The organism is Embleya sp. L77 (genome assembly GCF_055557415.1).
Genome location: NZ_CM145709.1, coordinates 5,962,459 through 5,978,949 on the forward strand (window position 1 = coordinate 5,962,459; position 16,491 = coordinate 5,978,949).

Annotated in this window: 13 protein-coding genes and 3 pseudogenes; 9 read left to right on the forward strand and 7 right to left on the reverse strand. The window is 72.4% G+C overall.

Features of this window, described 5'->3' with window-relative positions; genetic code table 11:
* Positions 1-53: 53 nt before the first annotated feature.
* Complete coding sequence (locus tag ACZOOI_RS25440; protein ID WP_465278008.1) at positions 54-662, reverse strand: TetR/AcrR family transcriptional regulator; 609 nt, start codon at positions 660-662, stop codon at positions 54-56.
* 53 nt (positions 663-715) lie between these two features.
* Positions 716-919, reverse strand: a complete 204-nt coding sequence (locus tag ACZOOI_RS25445; protein ID WP_465278009.1) for a hypothetical protein — start codon at positions 917-919, stop codon at positions 716-718.
* On the opposite strand from ACZOOI_RS25445, the gene ACZOOI_RS25450 reads away from it, so the two are divergent.
* Positions 906-1,334: a pyridoxamine 5'-phosphate oxidase family protein gene (locus ACZOOI_RS25450; protein WP_465278010.1), complete on the forward strand. Its 429-nt coding sequence runs from the start codon at positions 906-908 to the stop codon at positions 1,332-1,334. The two genes, ACZOOI_RS25445 and ACZOOI_RS25450, sit on opposite strands and share 14 nt — an antisense overlap.
* A gap of 18 nt (positions 1,335-1,352) precedes the next feature.
* On the opposite strand, the gene ACZOOI_RS25455 is transcribed toward ACZOOI_RS25450, so the two are convergent.
* The 5 genes and pseudogenes from ACZOOI_RS25455 to ACZOOI_RS25475 all read right to left on the reverse strand — a co-directional run bounded on the left by ACZOOI_RS25455 (position 1,353) and on the right by ACZOOI_RS25475 (position 6,359).
* Positions 1,353-2,165, reverse strand: a complete 813-nt coding sequence (locus tag ACZOOI_RS25455; protein ID WP_465278011.1) for a polysaccharide deacetylase family protein — start codon at positions 2,163-2,165, stop codon at positions 1,353-1,355.
* Between the two features lie 239 nt (positions 2,166-2,404).
* Positions 2,405-2,968, reverse strand: coding sequence for a rhodanese-like domain-containing protein (locus ACZOOI_RS25460; RefSeq protein WP_396008751.1), 564 nt, complete (start codon positions 2,966-2,968; stop codon positions 2,405-2,407).
* Between the two features lie 408 nt (positions 2,969-3,376).
* Positions 3,377-4,480, reverse strand: a pseudogene (gene metX / locus ACZOOI_RS25465) (homoserine O-acetyltransferase MetX); the annotation flags it as partial.
* Between the two features lie 27 nt (positions 4,481-4,507).
* Positions 4,508-5,857, reverse strand: coding sequence for a bifunctional o-acetylhomoserine/o-acetylserine sulfhydrylase (locus ACZOOI_RS25470; protein WP_465278012.1), 1,350 nt, complete (start codon positions 5,855-5,857; stop codon positions 4,508-4,510).
* Positions 5,858-6,248: 391 nt separating this feature from the next.
* A complete protein-coding gene (locus tag ACZOOI_RS25475) occupies positions 6,249-6,359 on the reverse strand; it encodes a putative leader peptide (protein ID WP_391587815.1) in 111 nt (36 codons plus the stop codon).
* A 456-nt stretch (positions 6,360-6,815) separates the two neighbouring features.
* On the opposite strand from ACZOOI_RS25475, the pseudogene ACZOOI_RS25480 reads away from it, so the two are divergent.
* From ACZOOI_RS25480 to ACZOOI_RS25515, 8 genes and pseudogenes are all read left to right on the forward strand, one after another.
* Positions 6,816-7,640, forward strand: a pseudogene (locus ACZOOI_RS25480) (isopenicillin N synthase family dioxygenase); the annotation flags it as partial.
* Positions 7,641-7,928: 288 nt separating this feature from the next.
* Positions 7,929-9,251: pseudogene (locus tag ACZOOI_RS25485) on the forward strand (O-acetylhomoserine aminocarboxypropyltransferase/cysteine synthase family protein); the annotation flags it as partial.
* 185 nt (positions 9,252-9,436) lie between these two features.
* On the forward strand, positions 9,437-10,279 hold the full coding sequence (locus tag ACZOOI_RS25490; RefSeq protein WP_465278013.1) for an alpha/beta fold hydrolase: 843 nt from the start codon (positions 9,437-9,439) through the stop codon (positions 10,277-10,279).
* Positions 10,280-10,353: 74 nt separating this feature from the next.
* The gene (locus ACZOOI_RS25495; RefSeq protein ID WP_465278014.1) at positions 10,354-11,907 is read left to right on the forward strand and encodes an ABC transporter substrate-binding protein; all 1,554 of its coding nucleotides are present in this window, start codon (positions 10,354-10,356) and stop codon (positions 11,905-11,907) included.
* A gap of 76 nt (positions 11,908-11,983) precedes the next feature.
* Complete coding sequence (locus ACZOOI_RS25500; RefSeq protein WP_465278015.1) at positions 11,984-12,952, forward strand: ABC transporter permease; 969 nt, start codon at positions 11,984-11,986, stop codon at positions 12,950-12,952.
* On the forward strand, positions 12,949-14,811 hold the full coding sequence (locus ACZOOI_RS25505; RefSeq protein ID WP_465278016.1) for a dipeptide/oligopeptide/nickel ABC transporter permease/ATP-binding protein: 1,863 nt from the start codon (positions 12,949-12,951) through the stop codon (positions 14,809-14,811). The genes ACZOOI_RS25500 and ACZOOI_RS25505 overlap by 4 nt, the downstream gene beginning before the upstream one ends.
* Entirely contained in the window at positions 14,808-15,710 is a 903-nt protein-coding gene (locus tag ACZOOI_RS25510; RefSeq protein ID WP_465278017.1) for an ABC transporter ATP-binding protein, read from the forward strand. Before ACZOOI_RS25505 ends, ACZOOI_RS25510 begins: the two co-directional genes overlap by 4 nt.
* Before the next feature lie 272 nt (positions 15,711-15,982).
* A complete protein-coding gene (locus ACZOOI_RS25515; protein WP_465278018.1) occupies positions 15,983-16,486 on the forward strand; it encodes a (2Fe-2S)-binding protein in 504 nt (167 codons plus the stop codon).
* Positions 16,487-16,491 lie beyond the last annotated feature (5 nt).

Here is a 16,491-nt window from a genome sequence, read left to right on the forward strand (position 1 = left end):
TTGGACATATCGCCGCACCCGTGGTGGACCGCAACGCGGGTCGGCGTGGGAAATCACGACGCGGGCCCGCCTGGGGATCGAGCGTCGAGCGCCGCTCGGGAAGCGGCCAGGGCGGTGCCTTCGACCGACGCGGGCGGCGTGCGGCCGGCCGCCAGGTGACGACGGACCGCCGCGTACGGGATGTCCACCAGCGCGAAGGTGACCCGCTCCAGCGCGGCCGACGTGACCCGGCCGAAGCGAGCGCGCGTGTGCGTCCGCAGCGCGTCGGCCACGGCGTCGTTGAGCGTGGCCGGCTCCGAGCCCGGTTCGTCGGGCCAACGCGCGACCAGATCCTCGCGTCGGTGCAGGAGCAACACGGCGGCCTCGTCCGGGTGTTCGCGCACCCAGGCGAACACGGCCCGGACCGCGCGGGTGGCCCCCCGGTCCGGGTCGGGGTCGGCGAGCGCGGTCAGGAACGGCGCTTGGAAGCGCTGCACCGTGCGCACCCACAGGCGGGCCAGCAGCAGGTCACGCGACGCGAAGCGGTGATACACCGACCCGACCGGGGCACCCGCCTCGGCGGCCACCGCCGCGACGGTCACTGCGCCGGCGCCGGTGCGGGCGATGACCCGGAGCGCGGCGTCGAGGAAGTCGTCATCGGTGAACCTCGGTTTGCGGCCCATGCGCATCCGTCCTTGACACTGTCCGCCGCTTGGCGTTTTCTGGAATTACGATTCTAGTATGGATCGACCAATACGGCGAATGATTGATGGTGCAGCATGCCGACTTCACCGACTTCACGGGCCGCACGGGCTTCACGGACTTCATCGACCGCTGCGACGGCGTCGGCGCCCTCGGCGCCCTCGGCGCCCTCGGCGCACCCGATATCCCCGACCTCACCGCCCGGCGTCCCGAACCCGGTCGATGTGGCGCTGCGCATCCTGCGCTCGTATTCGCTGGGCTTCCTGGCCACCATCGGCGCAACCGGTGCGCCGAACGTGCGCCTGGTGCAACATCTCGCGGTCGATGACGACGCGACGATCCGGATCGGCACGAGTCCGCGTTCACGCAAGGCGATCGACCTGGTCGCCCGGCCGGAGGTGTCCTACTCGGTCGAGGATCGCGCGGCGGTGGCCTACGCGACGTTCTACGCACGTGCCGAACTCGTATGTGCAGGACCGGAGTTGACGGCCCACTGGGACGAAACGCTGCGGCCGTTCTTCCCGGACGGGCCCACCGGCGGCGACTTCGCGCTCGTACGCCTGGTGCCGCATCGAGTGGAGCTGATCGACTTCACCGCCGGAATCCACCCGGACCCGTATGGGCTGGTCTCGGCGGTGTCGCAGCTGCCGTAGCGATGTGCACGACCATGGTCAGGCCGGGAAGTCGAAGGTGTACCCCTGCTGAACCAGCCAGGGCAACAGCTGCTTGAGCGCGGCCAGGGTCTGCGCGCGGTCGCCGCCCGCATCGTGCATCAGGATTATCCCGCCGGGCTTGAGCTCCTTCTCGGCCGTGGCCAGGATCTTGTCCGCGCCGGGACGCTGCCAGTCGCGAGTGTCGTCGGACCAGTCCAGCGAGCGCATGCCGTAGCCGGCCGCCATCGCACGCACCTGCGGGGACCAGTCGCCGCCGGGTGCGCGGAACCAGTCCACCCTGGCCCCGGGGCCGGCCGCAGCGACGATCTGGTCGTGCGCGGTGGTGATCTCGTACTTGATCCGGGACAGCGGGCGCTTGGCGATGCCCTCGTCGTGGGTGACCGAGTGGTCGCACAGCCGGTTGCCGTTCGCGACGACCTCCTTGACCAGCTTCGGATTGGCCTTCGCGTTCGGGCCCAGCATGCAGAACGTGGCCTTGGCCCGGTACTCCTTCAGCAGCGCGAGCACCTGCGGTGTCCACTGTGGACTCGGCCCGTCGTCGAAGGTCAACGCGACGGTACGGCCACCGCCCGCGGTCTTGCGCACCAGTGCGTCCGGCACCAGCGGCGGCGGTACCGACGCGTTCGGATCGGCCGCCGTCGGTGCGTCGGAGGGGGTCGGCCCGGCCTCCGCCGCCCCCTCCCGCCCACCGGGCTCGGCCGCTTTGTCGCCGGAGTCCGAGGAACACGCGGCGGTGCCCACCGCGAGCGCGCCGGCGACGGCGAGAACGGTGAGATTACGCAGGCCACGACGGGTGTTGAGGCTCGTCACCGGTTGACTCCCAGTACGGTTCGAAAGCGAGGACACACTTGCGAACACGACCGGATCCAACGAATGGGTTCCATACGGGCGACCCATTTTGCGGTGACTTTGTGCGTTGTCGACCAGCCGCAGACGTACGGCGCGCGGCGCGCGGGGCGTGGGACACGGTGCGACCCGACCCGACCCGACCCGTCGCAAACGCAACGCGCTGCGTCGGGTCACGCCGGACCTGGTCGGACCGTGTGCGATCAGGTTCGGTCGAGGGCGGTGAGCGTGCCGGCCAGGTCGGGGGCTTCCGCGGCGGGGCGGTTGTACGGGAGCCTGCCGAGCACCGATGCCATGCCGCACGTGTTGGTGACGGCGGAGAAGATCAGACCGGACCCGATGGCGCCGGCCAGCAGGCGGGCCTTGGGCGAGCGGCGGCCGGCGGCCAGGCCGAGGACGACCAGGGTCCCTGCGGCCAGCCGGACCTGACGTTCCATCGGCCACACGTTGCGGGCGCCGATCGGGCCGTCCAGGGCGTGACCGTCGGCGACCCAGGCCGAGGTGCCGCCGGTCAGGTGCGCGGCCTCGATGCCGGCGGCGGTCAGCTCGGCGCGGGCGCGCTCCGAGCGGGCCCCGGACGCACAGACGATCAGCAGGTCGGCGTGTTCGGCCCGCTTGAGCACCGGTACGGCCTCGCGCAGTCGGTCCAGCGGGACGTTGTGTGCGCCGGGGATGTGCCCGGTCGCGTACTCGCCGGGGGTGCGCACGTCGAGCACGGTGAACTCGGTCAGCCGGGCGCGGACCTGCGCGGGGGCCAGGGCGGTCATGGTGATCGGGCCTTTCGACGGAGCCCGGTGCCGGACCGGGAGGAGTGCACCGGTTCGCGGTGGATCCTTCGGTCGGACACCGGGCCGGCAATGTGGAACGTTACCTGCCGGTTGTGACTACCTTCGGGTAACGGTGGGGTCGAGCTCGGTGTTCCGGGTCCGGCCCAGGTTTCCGGTCCGTTCTTGATCTCGGTCCCTGTCCCGGTCTCTGTCTCTGTCTCGGTCCCGGTCTCGGTCCCCGTTCCGGTCCCGGGAAAGGTGCGAAGCCGGGTCGGGAGCCGGAGCGGATGCCGGAGCCGGAGTCGAGGCCGGGACCCGGGCCGGGCCGGGACGCGAGCCCGAGCCCGGACCAGCGGTCGGCTCCGAGGTCCCCTCCGGAGCTTCGCTCCGGCCCGGGTTCGCCGTCCGTTCCAGCAACTCCGCGAGCAGTGGCGCCACTTGGTCCAGTTCGATCAGGAAGCCGTCGTGGCCGTACGGCGACTCGATCACCCGCAGCGGACCCGCCCCCGGGATGCCGTCGGCGAGGGTCTGCTGTTGGCTCGGCGGGTACAGCCGGTCGCTGTCCACGGCCGCGACCACGGTCGGTGCGGTGACCCGGGCCAGGGCCGCGGCCACGCCGCCGCGATCCCGGCCCACGTCGTGGCTGTTCATCGCCTCGGTGAGGCTGACGTAGCTGCCCGCGTCGAAGCGTGCGGTCAGCTTGGCGGCGTGGTGGTCGAGGTAGGACTCCACGGCGTACCGCCCGGGCGGGGCGTCGCCGGGTTGCCGGTCCCGGCCGAACCGGGTGGCCAACTCGGTCTCGCTGCGGTACGTGACGTGCGCGATCCGCCTGGCCAGGCCGAGTCCGCGCCAGGGCCCGGACTCGGCCGGCCGGTCGTGGTAGTCGCCGCCGGCCCAGCCCGGATCGGCCCGGATGGCGTGCAGCTGGGTCGAGCACCACGCAATCTGCTCCGCACTCGCCGCCGCGGTGGTGGCGATCAGGAACAGCGCGCCGACCCGGTCCGGGTGCGTCACCGCCCACTCCACCGCACGCATGCCGCCCATCGACCCGCCCACCACCGCCGCCCAGCGTTCGATGCCGAGCAGGTCGGCGGTGGCCGCCTCGGCCGCGACCTGATCGCGAACGGTCAACCGGGGAAAGCGACTTCCCCAGGGCCGGCCGCCCGGTCCGGGCGACGCGGGTCCGGTGGTGCCGCGGCAGCCACCGAGCGCGTTCGGGGCGACCACGAAGTACCGATCGGTGTCCAGCGTGCGGCCCGGCCCGATCAGGCCGTCCCACCACCCCGGGGTGGGGAACCCCGGTCCGGCGGGACCGGCGACGTGGCTGTCGCCGGTCAGCGCGTGCAGGACCAGAACCGCGTTGGAGCGGTCCGGGGCGAGCCGGCCCCACGTCTCGTAGCCGACGTGGACCTCGGGCAGCACCTGACCGGACTCGGTCCACAGCGGCTGCGGCAGGGTCAGTGAGCGCGGCCCCGCCGGGGCGGTGGGAGTGGTGGGCGTGGCATGCGACATGGTGAGCCGTTCCGTCCGTATTCCCGGCTAGTGCGCCTGCGCGGCGCGGAGGCCGGCCACCAGGTCGGCGCGCAGATCGGCCAGGCCCTCGATGCCGACGGAGAGCCGGACCAGGCCCGGGGTGACCCCGGTGGCCAGCCGCTCCGCGTCGGTGAGCTGCGCATGCGTGGTGCCGGCCGGATGGATCACCAGACTGCGCACGTCGCCGATGTTGGCCAGGTGGCTGAACAGGGACAGCCCCTCCACGAATCGGCGGCCCGCCTCGATCCCGCCCTTGAGCTCGAACGCGACGATCGCACCGGCACCGCGCGGCAGATAGCGCTTGCCCGCGTCGTACCACCGGCTGCTCGGGAGACCTGCGTAGTGCACGGTCTCCACCTCGTCGCGGGCCTGCAGCCACTCGGCCAACGCGCTCGCGTTCGCCACGTGCCGCTCGATCCGCAGCGACAACGTCTCCAGGCCCTGGAGCAGCAGGAAGCTGGTCAGTGGCGCGATCGAGGCGCCCACGTCGCGCAACAACTGCACCCGCAACTTGGCCGCGTACGCCCCCGGGCCCAGGTCCGGCCAGTAGCGCAGCCCGTTGTAGCTCGGGTCCGGCTCGGTGAAGCCGGGGAAGCGGTCCGGGTGGGCGCCGAAGTCGAACGTGCCGCCGTCCACCACGATCCCGCCGATCGCGGTGCCGTGGCCGCCGAGGAACTTGGTCGCCGAGTGCACCACGACGTCCGCGCCGTGTTCGAGCGGCCGGAGCAGGTACGGCGTCGGCACCGTGTTGTCCACCACGAGCGGCAGGCCCGCGGCGTGCGCCAGGTCGGCCACCGCCGACACGTCGAGCACGTTGCCGCGCGGGTTGCCCAGCGTCTCGGCGAACAGCAGCTTGGTCTCCGGTCGGATCGCCGCGCGCCACGCGTCCGGGTCGTCCGGGTCGTCGACGAAGGTGACCTCGATGCCGAGCTTGGGCAGTGTCCAGTGGAACAGGTTGTACGTGCCGCCGTACAGCGACGAACTGGACACGATGTGGTCGCCGGCGCCCGCGAGGTTGAGCACCGCCAACGTGGTGGCGGCCTGCCCGGACGCGGTCGCCACCGCCGCAACGCCGCCTTCCAGGGCGGCCACGCGCTGCTCCAGCGCGTCGGTCGTCGGGTTGTGGATCCGGGTGTAGATGTGTCCTTCCTCGGACAGGTCGAACAGCCCGGCGGCGTGTGCGGTGTCCCGGAAGACGAACGACGTGGTCTGGTAGATCGGCACCGCACGGGCCCCGGTGGTCGGGTCGGGCGAGGCGCCGGCATGTACCTGGCGGGTCTCGAAGGACCACGCCGCGGGGTCGTCGGCGGGCCCGGTTTCGATGGCGGGCGGCGCGTCGGTTGCTTCGAGGGTCATCGGGAAACTCCTTGCGGGGTAAGGGAGTCGACGGTGATGTCGGGTGCGCCTGTGGTCGGCGCTCGGTGATTTCGGGTGCACGGCATTCGGGCACTCGGGCACTCGGTGGTCGGGCGCTCCGTCCGAGCAGGACGGAGCAGGACGAGCAGGACGGAGCGGCGCGCGGCAGGCCGGGGCAGTTCGGCGGAAGCACGCCGCGGGTGGTGGCGATCGGGTACGCCCACTCGACCGCGGGCGCGCCGAACCGGCTCGCGACGCGGTGATCCGCGGACGAGGACCGGACGGAGCGGGCCCGGGTGGGAAGAGCGGGAGCGGGACGCGGGGAGTCGGCGGGTCAGCGCCCGGACTCACACACCGCGCGAACCATCGGGACCGAAACGGTCACCGAGGTTCAGTGGGACATTCGACACGCCATGCTGGTCACGCGCACGAGATCCACGTGGCGGCGACTGACGAGCATGGGGCTGGACATGGCCGCGAGTCTAGGCGGCCCGACCGGCATTGCGCCACGGGGTTGCCCGGTGGACCCGTGAAAGAGCCGCCACGCGGCCCGGCGAGCGGTCCCACGGGCGGTTCGGGTGCGGGTGCGAGTGGGTTCGGCTGGACCAATGCGCCTTCCTCGTGCTTACATCACCGCCATGACTCCGCGTCAGGTCGCTTCCGCGCCGCTCGACCCCTTCTGGGTGGGTCGACGAGCCGACCACTTCGACCAGATCTGTCGCTGAACCCTGCGTTCGTGCGGCTTCCCGCCGCCGAATGAGCAGAGCGTGCCCCGCCCCGCGTGACCTTCGTCGGTCCGCCGCGCCCGGGCCCGGCTCCGCCGCGTCGCCGCCTTCCGTGCCGCGCCGCCTTCGCACCCGATCCTGCCCCACCCGCCGCAGGTTCGACCCGCCGTGTTCGGCCCGTCCCGGGCCGCCGCCCGGCGTGCTCGGACCGAGGCTGTACCGAGGACCCAGTCATGGCAACCACCGCACCGCCCACCCTCCCTGTGATCGATATCTCCCGATTCCGCGACCCCGCCGCGGACTCGGCCGCCTTCCTGGCCGAACTGCGCTACGCCGCACGCGAGATCGGCTTCTTCTATGTGGTCGGCCACGGCGTCGATCCGGAGCTGCGCGCCCGTGCCCTGGAGGTCTCCAAGCGCTTCTTCGCGCTGCCCGAGGCGGACCGGCTCGCGGTCGAGAACGTCAACTCGCCGCAGTTCCGCGGCTACACCCGCACCGGCACCGAGTACACCCGGGGCGGCCCCGACTGGCGCGAGCAACTCGACATCGGCCCGGAGCGCGCCGCGCTCACGCTCGGCCCGGACGATCCGGCCTATCTGCGTCTGATCGGGCCCAACCAGTGGCCGGCCGCGCTGCCGGAGCTGCGCGAGACGGTGCTCGCGTGGCAGGCCGAGGCACTGCGGGTCAGCCGCGAGGTGCTGCGCGCACTGGCCGCGGCGCTGGGTCAGGACAGCGGCTACTTCGACGAATGGTTCGACGAGGAGGCCGCGGTACACGTCAAGGTCGTGCACTATCCGGGTCGGCCGAGTGCCGACGTGGACCAGGGGGTGGGCGCGCACAAGGACTACGGGTACCTCGCGCTGCTGCAACAGGACGACGTCGGCGGCCTTCAGGTGCAGGCCCGGGACGGGTCGTGGATCGATGCCACGCCGCTGCCGGACGCGTTCGTGTTCAACATCGGCGAGATGCTGGAGATCGCCACGCGCGGCTATCTGCGCGCCACGCAGCACCGGGTGATCGCACCGCAGCCCGGCGTCGACCGCTATTCGCTGCCGTTCTTCCTCGGCCCGCGACTGGACGCGGTGGTCGAACCCCTCACCCTGCCCGCCGAGTTGGCCGCGGTGGCGGACGGCGTCACCGAGGACCCGAACAATCCGCTCAAACCCGCGTACGGCGAGAACGCGCTGATCGGCTGGCTGCGTTCGCACCCGCGCGTGGTCGAGCGCTGGTGGGCGGACCGACTCCCGGCACAGCCGGCCGACGGCACGATCGATGCCGCAGCGCCGGGTGCGACACCGGGCGCCGAGCCGGCGGACGCGGCTTCCCGATCCGGGTCGCCGAGTGCGATACCCGATGTTGCCTCGGTGGACGAAACTCCCGCCTCCGGACCGGCTTTCGAGACCCTTCAGGTGCACGCGGGCGCCCGACCCGATCCGGGCACCGGCGCCCGCGCCGTGCCGATCTACCAGACCAGCAGCTACGTCTTCCGGGACGCGGCGCACGCGGCCGACGCGTTCGCGCTCACCGACCTGGAGACGCACGCCTACACCCGGCTGTCCAACCCCACTACCGCCGTGGTGGAAGAGCGGATCGCCGCCCTCGAAGGCGGCACCGCGGCGGTTGCCGTGGGCAGCGGCCAGGCCGCCACAACCCTCGCGCTGCTCAACCTGGCCCGGGCCGGCGACCACCTGGTCGCGGCGGCCTCGTTGTACGGCGGCACCCGCACCCTGCTCGAACACACCTTTGCCGACCTGGGTATCGAGGTCACCTTCGTCGACGACCCGGACGACCCGGACGCGTGGCGCGCGGCGATCCGGCCGCGGACCAGGGCGCTGTTCGGCGAGAGCGTCGGCAATCCGCGCGGCAACGTGCTCGACCTGGCCACCGTGGCCGGCATCGCGCACGAGGCCGGCGTGCCGTTCGTGGTGGACAACACCGTGCCGACGCCGTACCTGCTGCGCCCGTTCGAGCACGGCGCGGACATCGTGGTGCACTCGACCACCAAGTTCCTCGGCGGCCACGGCACCGCGATCGGCGGAATCGTGGTGGACGGCGGCACGTTCGACTTCGGCGCCCACCCGGATCGTTATCCGGGCCTGGTCGCGCCCGATCCGACCTACCACGGACTGTCCTTCTGGGAGCGGTTCGGCGCCGACCGGATCGCCTACGCCCTGCGCTTGCGGGTGCGGCTGCTGCGCGACCTGGGCCCGGCGGTGTCCCCGCTGAACAGCTTCCTGCTGCTCCAGGGCATCGAGACGTTGTCGTTGCGGATCGAGCGGCACACCGCCAACGCCGAACGGGTCGCGGCCTGGCTCGACGCGCGGCCCGAGGTGTTGCGGGTGGACCACCCGAGCGTGCCCACCAGCCCGTGGCACGATGCGGCGAAGCGCTACCTGCCGCGCGGCGCGGGCGCCGTGCTCTCGGTGGACCTGGCCGGCGGCCTGGCCGCGGGTCGGCGATTCGTCGAGGGGCTGCGGCTGTTCAGCCACCTCGCCAACATCGGCGACGCACGCAGCCTGGCCATCCATCCCGCGTCCACCACACACGCGCAACTGGATCCGGAGCAGCAGGCACACGCCGGCGTGACCCCGGGCCTGGTCCGGCTGTCCATCGGCCTCGAAGGCATCGACGACCTGCTCGCCGACCTGGACCGCGGCTTGGCCGCGGCGGCCGAGCGCGGCGACCGTGCCGGAAGCGGCGTCGGTGTCCAGACCGGCACCGGAACCGAGGCCGGTGACAGGGCCGACACGGCCGTGCGCGCCGCCGCCGTCCGCGCCGATACCGGCGACCACGCCGACACCGCCGTGCACGCCGACACCGCCGTCCGCGCCGAAAGTGCGACGGAGGGCGTGCGATGACGACGCGTCAGGCCGTACACGAGAGCCGGATCCGCGGTGCGCGCGGCGAGTTCCACCTGCGGGTGTGGCCGGCCGCCGACGAGCCTGTCGCGGTCGTGCTGTTCCTGCACGGACTGGGTGAACACGCCGGTCTGCACGAGCCGTTGGCGCACCGCCTGAACGCCGACGGGATCGAGGTGTGGGCCCCGGACCAGATCGGCCACGGCCTCAGTGCCGGCACCCGCGTCCTGGTGGAAAGCCTGGACGCGCTCGCCGACGACGCCGAGCTGATCCTCGAACGCATCGCAACCGGCCGCCCCGGCGTGCCGCTGGTCCTGGCCGGCCACTCGCTCGGCTCGGCGGTCACGCTGCTCCTCGCCGGCACCCGCGCCGCCGCCGCACCCGCCCGCGCGCTCGTCCTGGCCGGCGCCGGAACCGGGCTGTCGGCGGGGGAGAGCGGCCTGCGCAGGCTGTTGGCGGAGCACGGCATCGACCCGATGTCGTTGCGCAAGGACCCGAGCGAGCTGTGCGGGAACGCCGAGTACGCCGAACGGCTGCGCAACGACCCGCTGGTGTGGTCCGGCGGTCTGCGTCCGGAGACCCTGGACGCGCTGGAGGCGGGCGGCGAGCGGATCGCCGCATTGATCGCCGCCGGCACGATCACCCGGCCGGTGCTCTTCGTCCACGGCGAGGCGGACGATCTCGCTCCCGCGAGTGCCGTGCTGGCCGCCGCGAAGACGTTGCCGAACGCCCGGGTCCGGATCTTCCCGGGCGACCGGCACAACGTGCTCGCCGAGAACGACCGGGCCCGAGTGCACGACGAGATCGCCGAGTTCGTCCTGGCCGCCACGCGCGACTGAACACCCGCCCGCCCGGCGAGCACCGGGCGAGGCACACCCCGAAACACCCTTTCCAGCAAGGAGATCGATCCACCATGCGCCGCTCCGCGCTCCGCATAGCCGCCGTCCTCGCCCTGGCCGGACCGGTCCTCGCCGCATGCGGCTCCGGCGGCACGCCCACCCCCGGTGCCACCGGTGCCGACTCCCAGGCACCGGCGCCCGCCGACGGCGCGCTCGACCCCAACGCGACGGCCAGGGTGCGCCTGGTGCTGGAGCCGACCAGCCTCAACCTGACCAGCACGGCCGGTGTCGCGGTCGAGCAGGTCCTGCTCGACAACGTCTACCAGGGCCTGCTCAGCGTCGACACCAACGCGGACAACAAGATCGTGCCCGCGCTCGCGACCGGCTTCGAGACCTCCGCCGACGGCCTCACCTACACCTTCCACCTCACCCCCGGCGCCACCTTCCACGACGGCTCGCCCGTCACCGCCGAGGACGCCGCCTGGTCGCTGCAACAGGTGCTCGCGCCGGGCTCCAAGCAGCCGAACGCCAAGACCCTGGCCACCATCGCCAACGTCGCGGCGCCCGACCCGGCAACCGTGGTGATCACGCTCAAGCAGCGCGACACCAACCTGACCTGGGCGCTCACCCAGCGGGTCGGCGTCGTGTACCGAAAGGGCACCGACTTCACCAAGCTGGACGCCGCCGAGAACGGCACCGGCCCGTTCAAGCTGGACGGTTGGCAGCGCGGTTCGGCGATCACCCTGGTGCGCAACGACGCGTACAAGGGCGCCAAGGCCAAGGTGGCCAAGGTCGTGCTCAGCTACATCCCGGACCGCAACGCCGCGAACAACGCTCAGGCCACCGGGCAGACCGACATCGAGACGGCGGCCGAGGCCACCCTGCTCCAGCCGTTCACCGGCAACGACCGGTTCACCGTGCTGCGCGGCACCACCACGGACAAGTACACGCTTGCGATCAACAACGCCAAGCCGCCGCTGAACAACCCGGCCGTGCGGCACGCGATCCGGCGCGCGATCGACAAGGACGCGCTGATCAAGACGCTCGGCGGAGCCGGCGTCCGGCTCGGCGGCCCGATCCCCACCTCCGACCCGGGCTTCCAGGACCTGAGCACGATCGACCCGCACGACGCCGCCGCGGCGAGGAAGGCGCTGGCCGACGCGGGCGTGGACAACCTCAAGTTGACCCTGAAGATCCCCAACATCTACCCCGCGGCGATCGGCGACGTGCTGGTCGCCAACCTCAAGGAAGCGGGCATCGAACTCACGGTCAAGCAGCAGGAGTTCACCGCCTGGCTGAGCGAGGTCTACACGGCGCGGGACTACGACCTGAGCCTGGTCAACCATGCCGAGCCGCACGACATCGCCAACTTCGCCACCCCCGGCTACTACTTCGGCTACGACAACGCGCAGGTGCGCGAGTGGTACGCCCGGGCCGTCGCCGCACCCGACGAGCGCACCCGTACCGAGCTGCTCACCAGGATCGGCCGCCAGGTCACCGAGGACGCCGCCGCCGACTGGCTGTTCCAGGCGCAGACATTGACCGTCGTGCGCAAGGGCGTCAGCGGCGCACCGCAGCACCACACCAGCAGCCGGCTCAACCTCGCCACCATCGGGATCACCAAGTGACGGCCCGCAGCCGCCCGTTCCGACCGGCACCGGTACAACGCCCCGTCCCGCGCCGAGCGGCAGAGCGGCGTCCGACATGACGGTGTTCGTCGCACGCCGACTGGGACTGCTCGCGCTGTCCCTGCTCGGCGCGAGCGTACTGACCTTCACGCTGCTTCGGCTGCTGCCCGGTGATGCCGCCACCTCGGTAGGCGGCATCACCGCGGACACCGCGCAACTGCGGGCGATCCGGCACGACCTGGGCCTGGACCGGCCGTTGCTCGTGCAGTACTGGACCTGGCTGACCGACATCCGCACCGGCGACCTGGGCCACTCGCAGCTCAACGGATCCTCGGTGACCGGCGAACTGGCCGAGAAGTTGCGGGTGACCGGCCCGCTGGTACTCGGCGCGCTGCTGCTCGCGCTGACCTTCGCGGTACCGCTGGGAATGCTCGCGGCGGTGCGCCGCGAGCGTCGCGACGGCACCGTGATCAGCGTCGCGAGCCAACTCGGCATCGCCCTGCCCACGTTGTGGGTGGGTCTGTTGCTGATCCTGTTGTTCGCGGTGCAGACGCCGCTGCTGCCCGCACAGGGCTTCCCGGTGGAGGGCTGGGCCGACCCGGGCGAGGCTGCCCGCAGCCTGGTGCTGCCGACGCTGACCCTGGCCCTGTCCGAGGGCGCGGTACTGCTGCGGTTCGTGCGCTCGGCCACCCTCGACGTGCTGCACCGCGACTACCTGCGCACCGCGCGGGCCGCCGGGCGGACCCGTACCGGCGCGCTGCTGCGGCACGGCGTGCGCAACGCGGCCGGCCCGGTGTTGTCCATGCTCGGCGTGCAGGTCGCCGCCCTCCTGGTCGGCGCGATCGTGGTGGAGAAGGTCTTCACCCTGCCCGGCGTCGGCTCGATGCTGGTGGCCGACGTGGGCAACCGCGATCTGGTCAAGGTGCAGGGCGAGGTGATGCTCCTGGTGGCGATCGTGCTGTTCGTCGGCTTCCTGGTGGACGTCGCGCAACGGCTGATCGACCCGCGCCTGGCGGACGTTCGCACCCGGGAGGTGTCCGGATGAAGGCCCCGCGGGCGACCGGTGCGCCCACACGCACCGTCCTGCGCGCGCTGGTCCGCGACCGCAACGGCCTGATCGGCGGCACACTGGTCGCGATCCTGGTCGGCGCGGTGCTGCTGTCGCTGGTGTGGACCCCGTACGACCCCACCGCCGTCGACCCGAACGCGCCCTGGCTGCTTCCGTTCCGGGACGGACACGTGCTCGGCACCGACATGCTCGGGCGCGACCAGTTCAGCCTGATCCTGGTCGGCTCCCGGGAAACCCTGCTGATCGCGCTCGCCTCGGCCGGGATCGCCGCCGTGCTGGGCCTGCCGCTCGCGCTGGCCGCGGCGCTGGGACCGCGGCGGTTCGCGGTCGGCGTGGTCCAGCTGATCGACGTCGCGATCGCCTTCCCGGCGCTGCTGACCGCGATGATCCTGGCCGCCGTGTTCGGCGGATCGGTGTGGACCGCGGCCGGCGCGATCGGCGTCGCGTTCGGGGTGCACCTGGCCCGGATCGCGCGCGCCGAGATCGAGCGGGTGCACGGCTCCGACTACGTGCTCGCCGCGACCGCGAGCGGATCGAGCACGTGGCGCACGGTACGCCGGCACATCCTGCCGAACATCGCGCCCACCCTGCTGGTGCAACTCTCCCTGGTGATGGCCGTCGCCTCGCTGACCGAGGCCGCGCTGTCCTATCTCGGCTACGGCAGCCCCGCGCCCGCCGTGTCGTGGGGCCGGATCCTGCACGACCAACAGCCGTACATCTCGGCCCGGCCGCTGCTGGTGGTCTGGCCGGGACTGGCCGTTGCGCTGTCCGTCCTGGGCTTCAACCTGCTCGGCGACGCGTTGCGCGACGCGACCGATCCGCGACTGCGCCGGCACGCGGGCGAAACCCGGCCCGACGTCGTCGGCAAATCCGAGCAAGCGGCCGCGCCCCGTGCGCCGTTGCCGGCGGACGGGGCGCTGCTCCAGGTCACCGACCTCACCATCCGGATCGCCGGACGGACCGTGCTGGACGGCATCGACCTGACCCTGGCCCCCGGCGAACGGCTGGGCCTGATCGGCGAATCCGGGTCCGGCAAGTCGCTCACCGCGCTCGCCGTACTCGGCCTGTTGCCCGAGGGCGCCGAAGTCACGGGCAGCATCCGCCTGGACGGCGTGGAACTGCTCGGCAAGCGCGAGCGCGAACTCGCCCGAATCCGCGGGAATCGGGTGGCGATGGTCTTCCAGGAGCCGCTCACCGCGCTCGACCCGACCATGCGGATCGGCCGCCAGATCGCCGAACCGCTGCGCCTGCACCGGGGGATGACTCGCCGTCGGGCCGACCTCGCGGCGATCGAATTGGCCGGGCAGGTGGGCCTGCCGGACCCGGCCGACCTGGTCCGGGCCCGGCCGCATCAACTCTCCGGCGGCCAACGCCAGCGGGTGGGCATCGCGATCGCGCTCGCCTGCCGACCCGCGCTGCTGATCGCGGACGAGCCGACCACGGCGCTGGACGTCACCGTGCAGCGGGACATCCTGACGCTGCTCGACGAATCGACCCGCCGGCAGGGCACCGCGCTGCTGTTCATCACGCACGACCTCGCGGTGGTGTCCGGGGTCAGCGATCGGATCGCGGTGCTGCGGACCGGTCGGGTGGTCGAACAGGGGCCGCTGGATCGTATCCTGCACGACGCCGACGCGGACTACACGCGTGCCCTGCTGGCGGCGGCTCGGGCCACGGCCTTCGACGCAACCGCCTTGGGCGCAGCCGCTGTCGGTGCCGACTCCGATGCCGCTCGCGACGCGGACTCCGATGCCGCACGCGATGCCGACTTCGGTGCGGTCGAGCCGACGCCGGGTGTCCGTACCTCGACCGAGACCGTGGAGGCACCACTGTGACCGCGCCCGCCGTACTGCTGCGCGCCGAGGGGCTGACCCGGACGTATCGTCTGCCGCGCCGGTCGTTGTGGAGCCCGGCCGGGCAGCGGTACGCGTTGCGCGGGGTGGACCTGGAACTGGTCGAGGGCGCTGCGCTCGGCGTGGTCGGCGAATCCGGCGCGGGCAAGTCCACCCTGATCCGGCTGCTGCTCGGGCTCGACCGGGCCGACGCGGGAACGGTGTACTACCGCGACCGCGAGGTCCGGCCCGGGCCGGCGCGCTCGCTGACCTGGTTCCGGCGCGAGGTGCAGATCGTCCTCCAAGACCCGATGAGCTCGCTCGACCCGCGACTGCGCGTACGCGACATCGTGGCCGAGCCGCTCGAATGCCTCGGCGTCGGGGGCGACCACGACGCGCGCGTGGACGAGGTGCTGGCGGCCGTCGGGTTGGATCCGCAGACGCGCACCCGTTACCCGCACCAGTTCTCCGGCGGCCAACGACAACGCATCGCGATCGCCCGGGCACTGGCACCCGACCCGCGCGTCCTGGTCGCGGACGAGCCGGTCAGCGCCCTCGACGTCTCCGTCCGAGCACAGGTCCTCGACCTCCTCCGCGACCTCACCGCCCGCCTCGGCCTCTCCCTGATCCTGGTCTCCCACGACCTCGGCGTCGTGCAACACCTGTGCGACCACGTCCTGGTCCTGAAGTCCGGCGAAACCCTCGAATCCGGCCCGTCCCGCCAAGTCCTCGGCGACCCCCGACACCCCTACACCCGCACCCTCCTCACCGCGATCCCAACGCTGCCGACCCCGAAGGCGCCGACCCCCTCGGTCGCGCCGACGCCCTCGGACGCGCCGACCCCCACGGTCGCCGCGGCGCCCCGGAACACGCCGGCCGCCGAGGACTCGGGCGCCGGCTGAGGCCACTCCGGGCCCGGTCCGGCACCTTCGGCCCGGCCGGCGGTCGGCGGTCGGCGGTCGGCGGTCGAGGCAAGGGAGCCGGGCCGGGATTCGTGGCCACCTCGGCCGCAGGCCGATTGGGCCCGGCCCGTCCGGGCGTCCGAGGCCGAGGAGCCCGGCCGGCGTTCGAGGTCACTCGGCTCCCGAACCCCGAGTGTGAGGCCACCGGCTTCGGGTACCAGCGAAGATCCCGGGCCGGGCCGACGGCCCCGAGCGTGCCCTCGGGAGGGAGCATGGCCGCCGACGAAGTCGCAGCCGAAGCCGAAGTCGAAGCCGAAATCGTCGAACTCCGCGTCAACGGCGTGGCCCGAGCGCTCCGCATCGACCCCCGCGTCACCCTGTTGGACGCCTTGCGCGAAGACCTCGGCCTGACCGGCCCCAAAAAGGGCTGCGACCTCGGCCAATGCGGCGCCTGCACGGTACTGGTCGACGGCCGCCGGATCACCTCGTGCCTGACCTTCGCGCTCATGCACGAGGGCCGCGACGTGACCACGATCGAGGGCCTCGGCGGCGACCCCGAAGGGGACTTGCACCCGGTCCAACAGGCATTCGTCGACCACGACGCGTTCCAGTGCGGGTTCTGCACGCCGGGCCAGATCATGTCCGCCGTCGCGCTCCTGGCCGAGGGCCACACCGGTGACGACGACGAGATCCGCGAGTGGATGAGCGGCAACCTGTGCCGGTGCGCCGCGTACCCCAATATCGTCGCGGCGATCGCCGCCGCGGCCGGACGGTAGGCCCC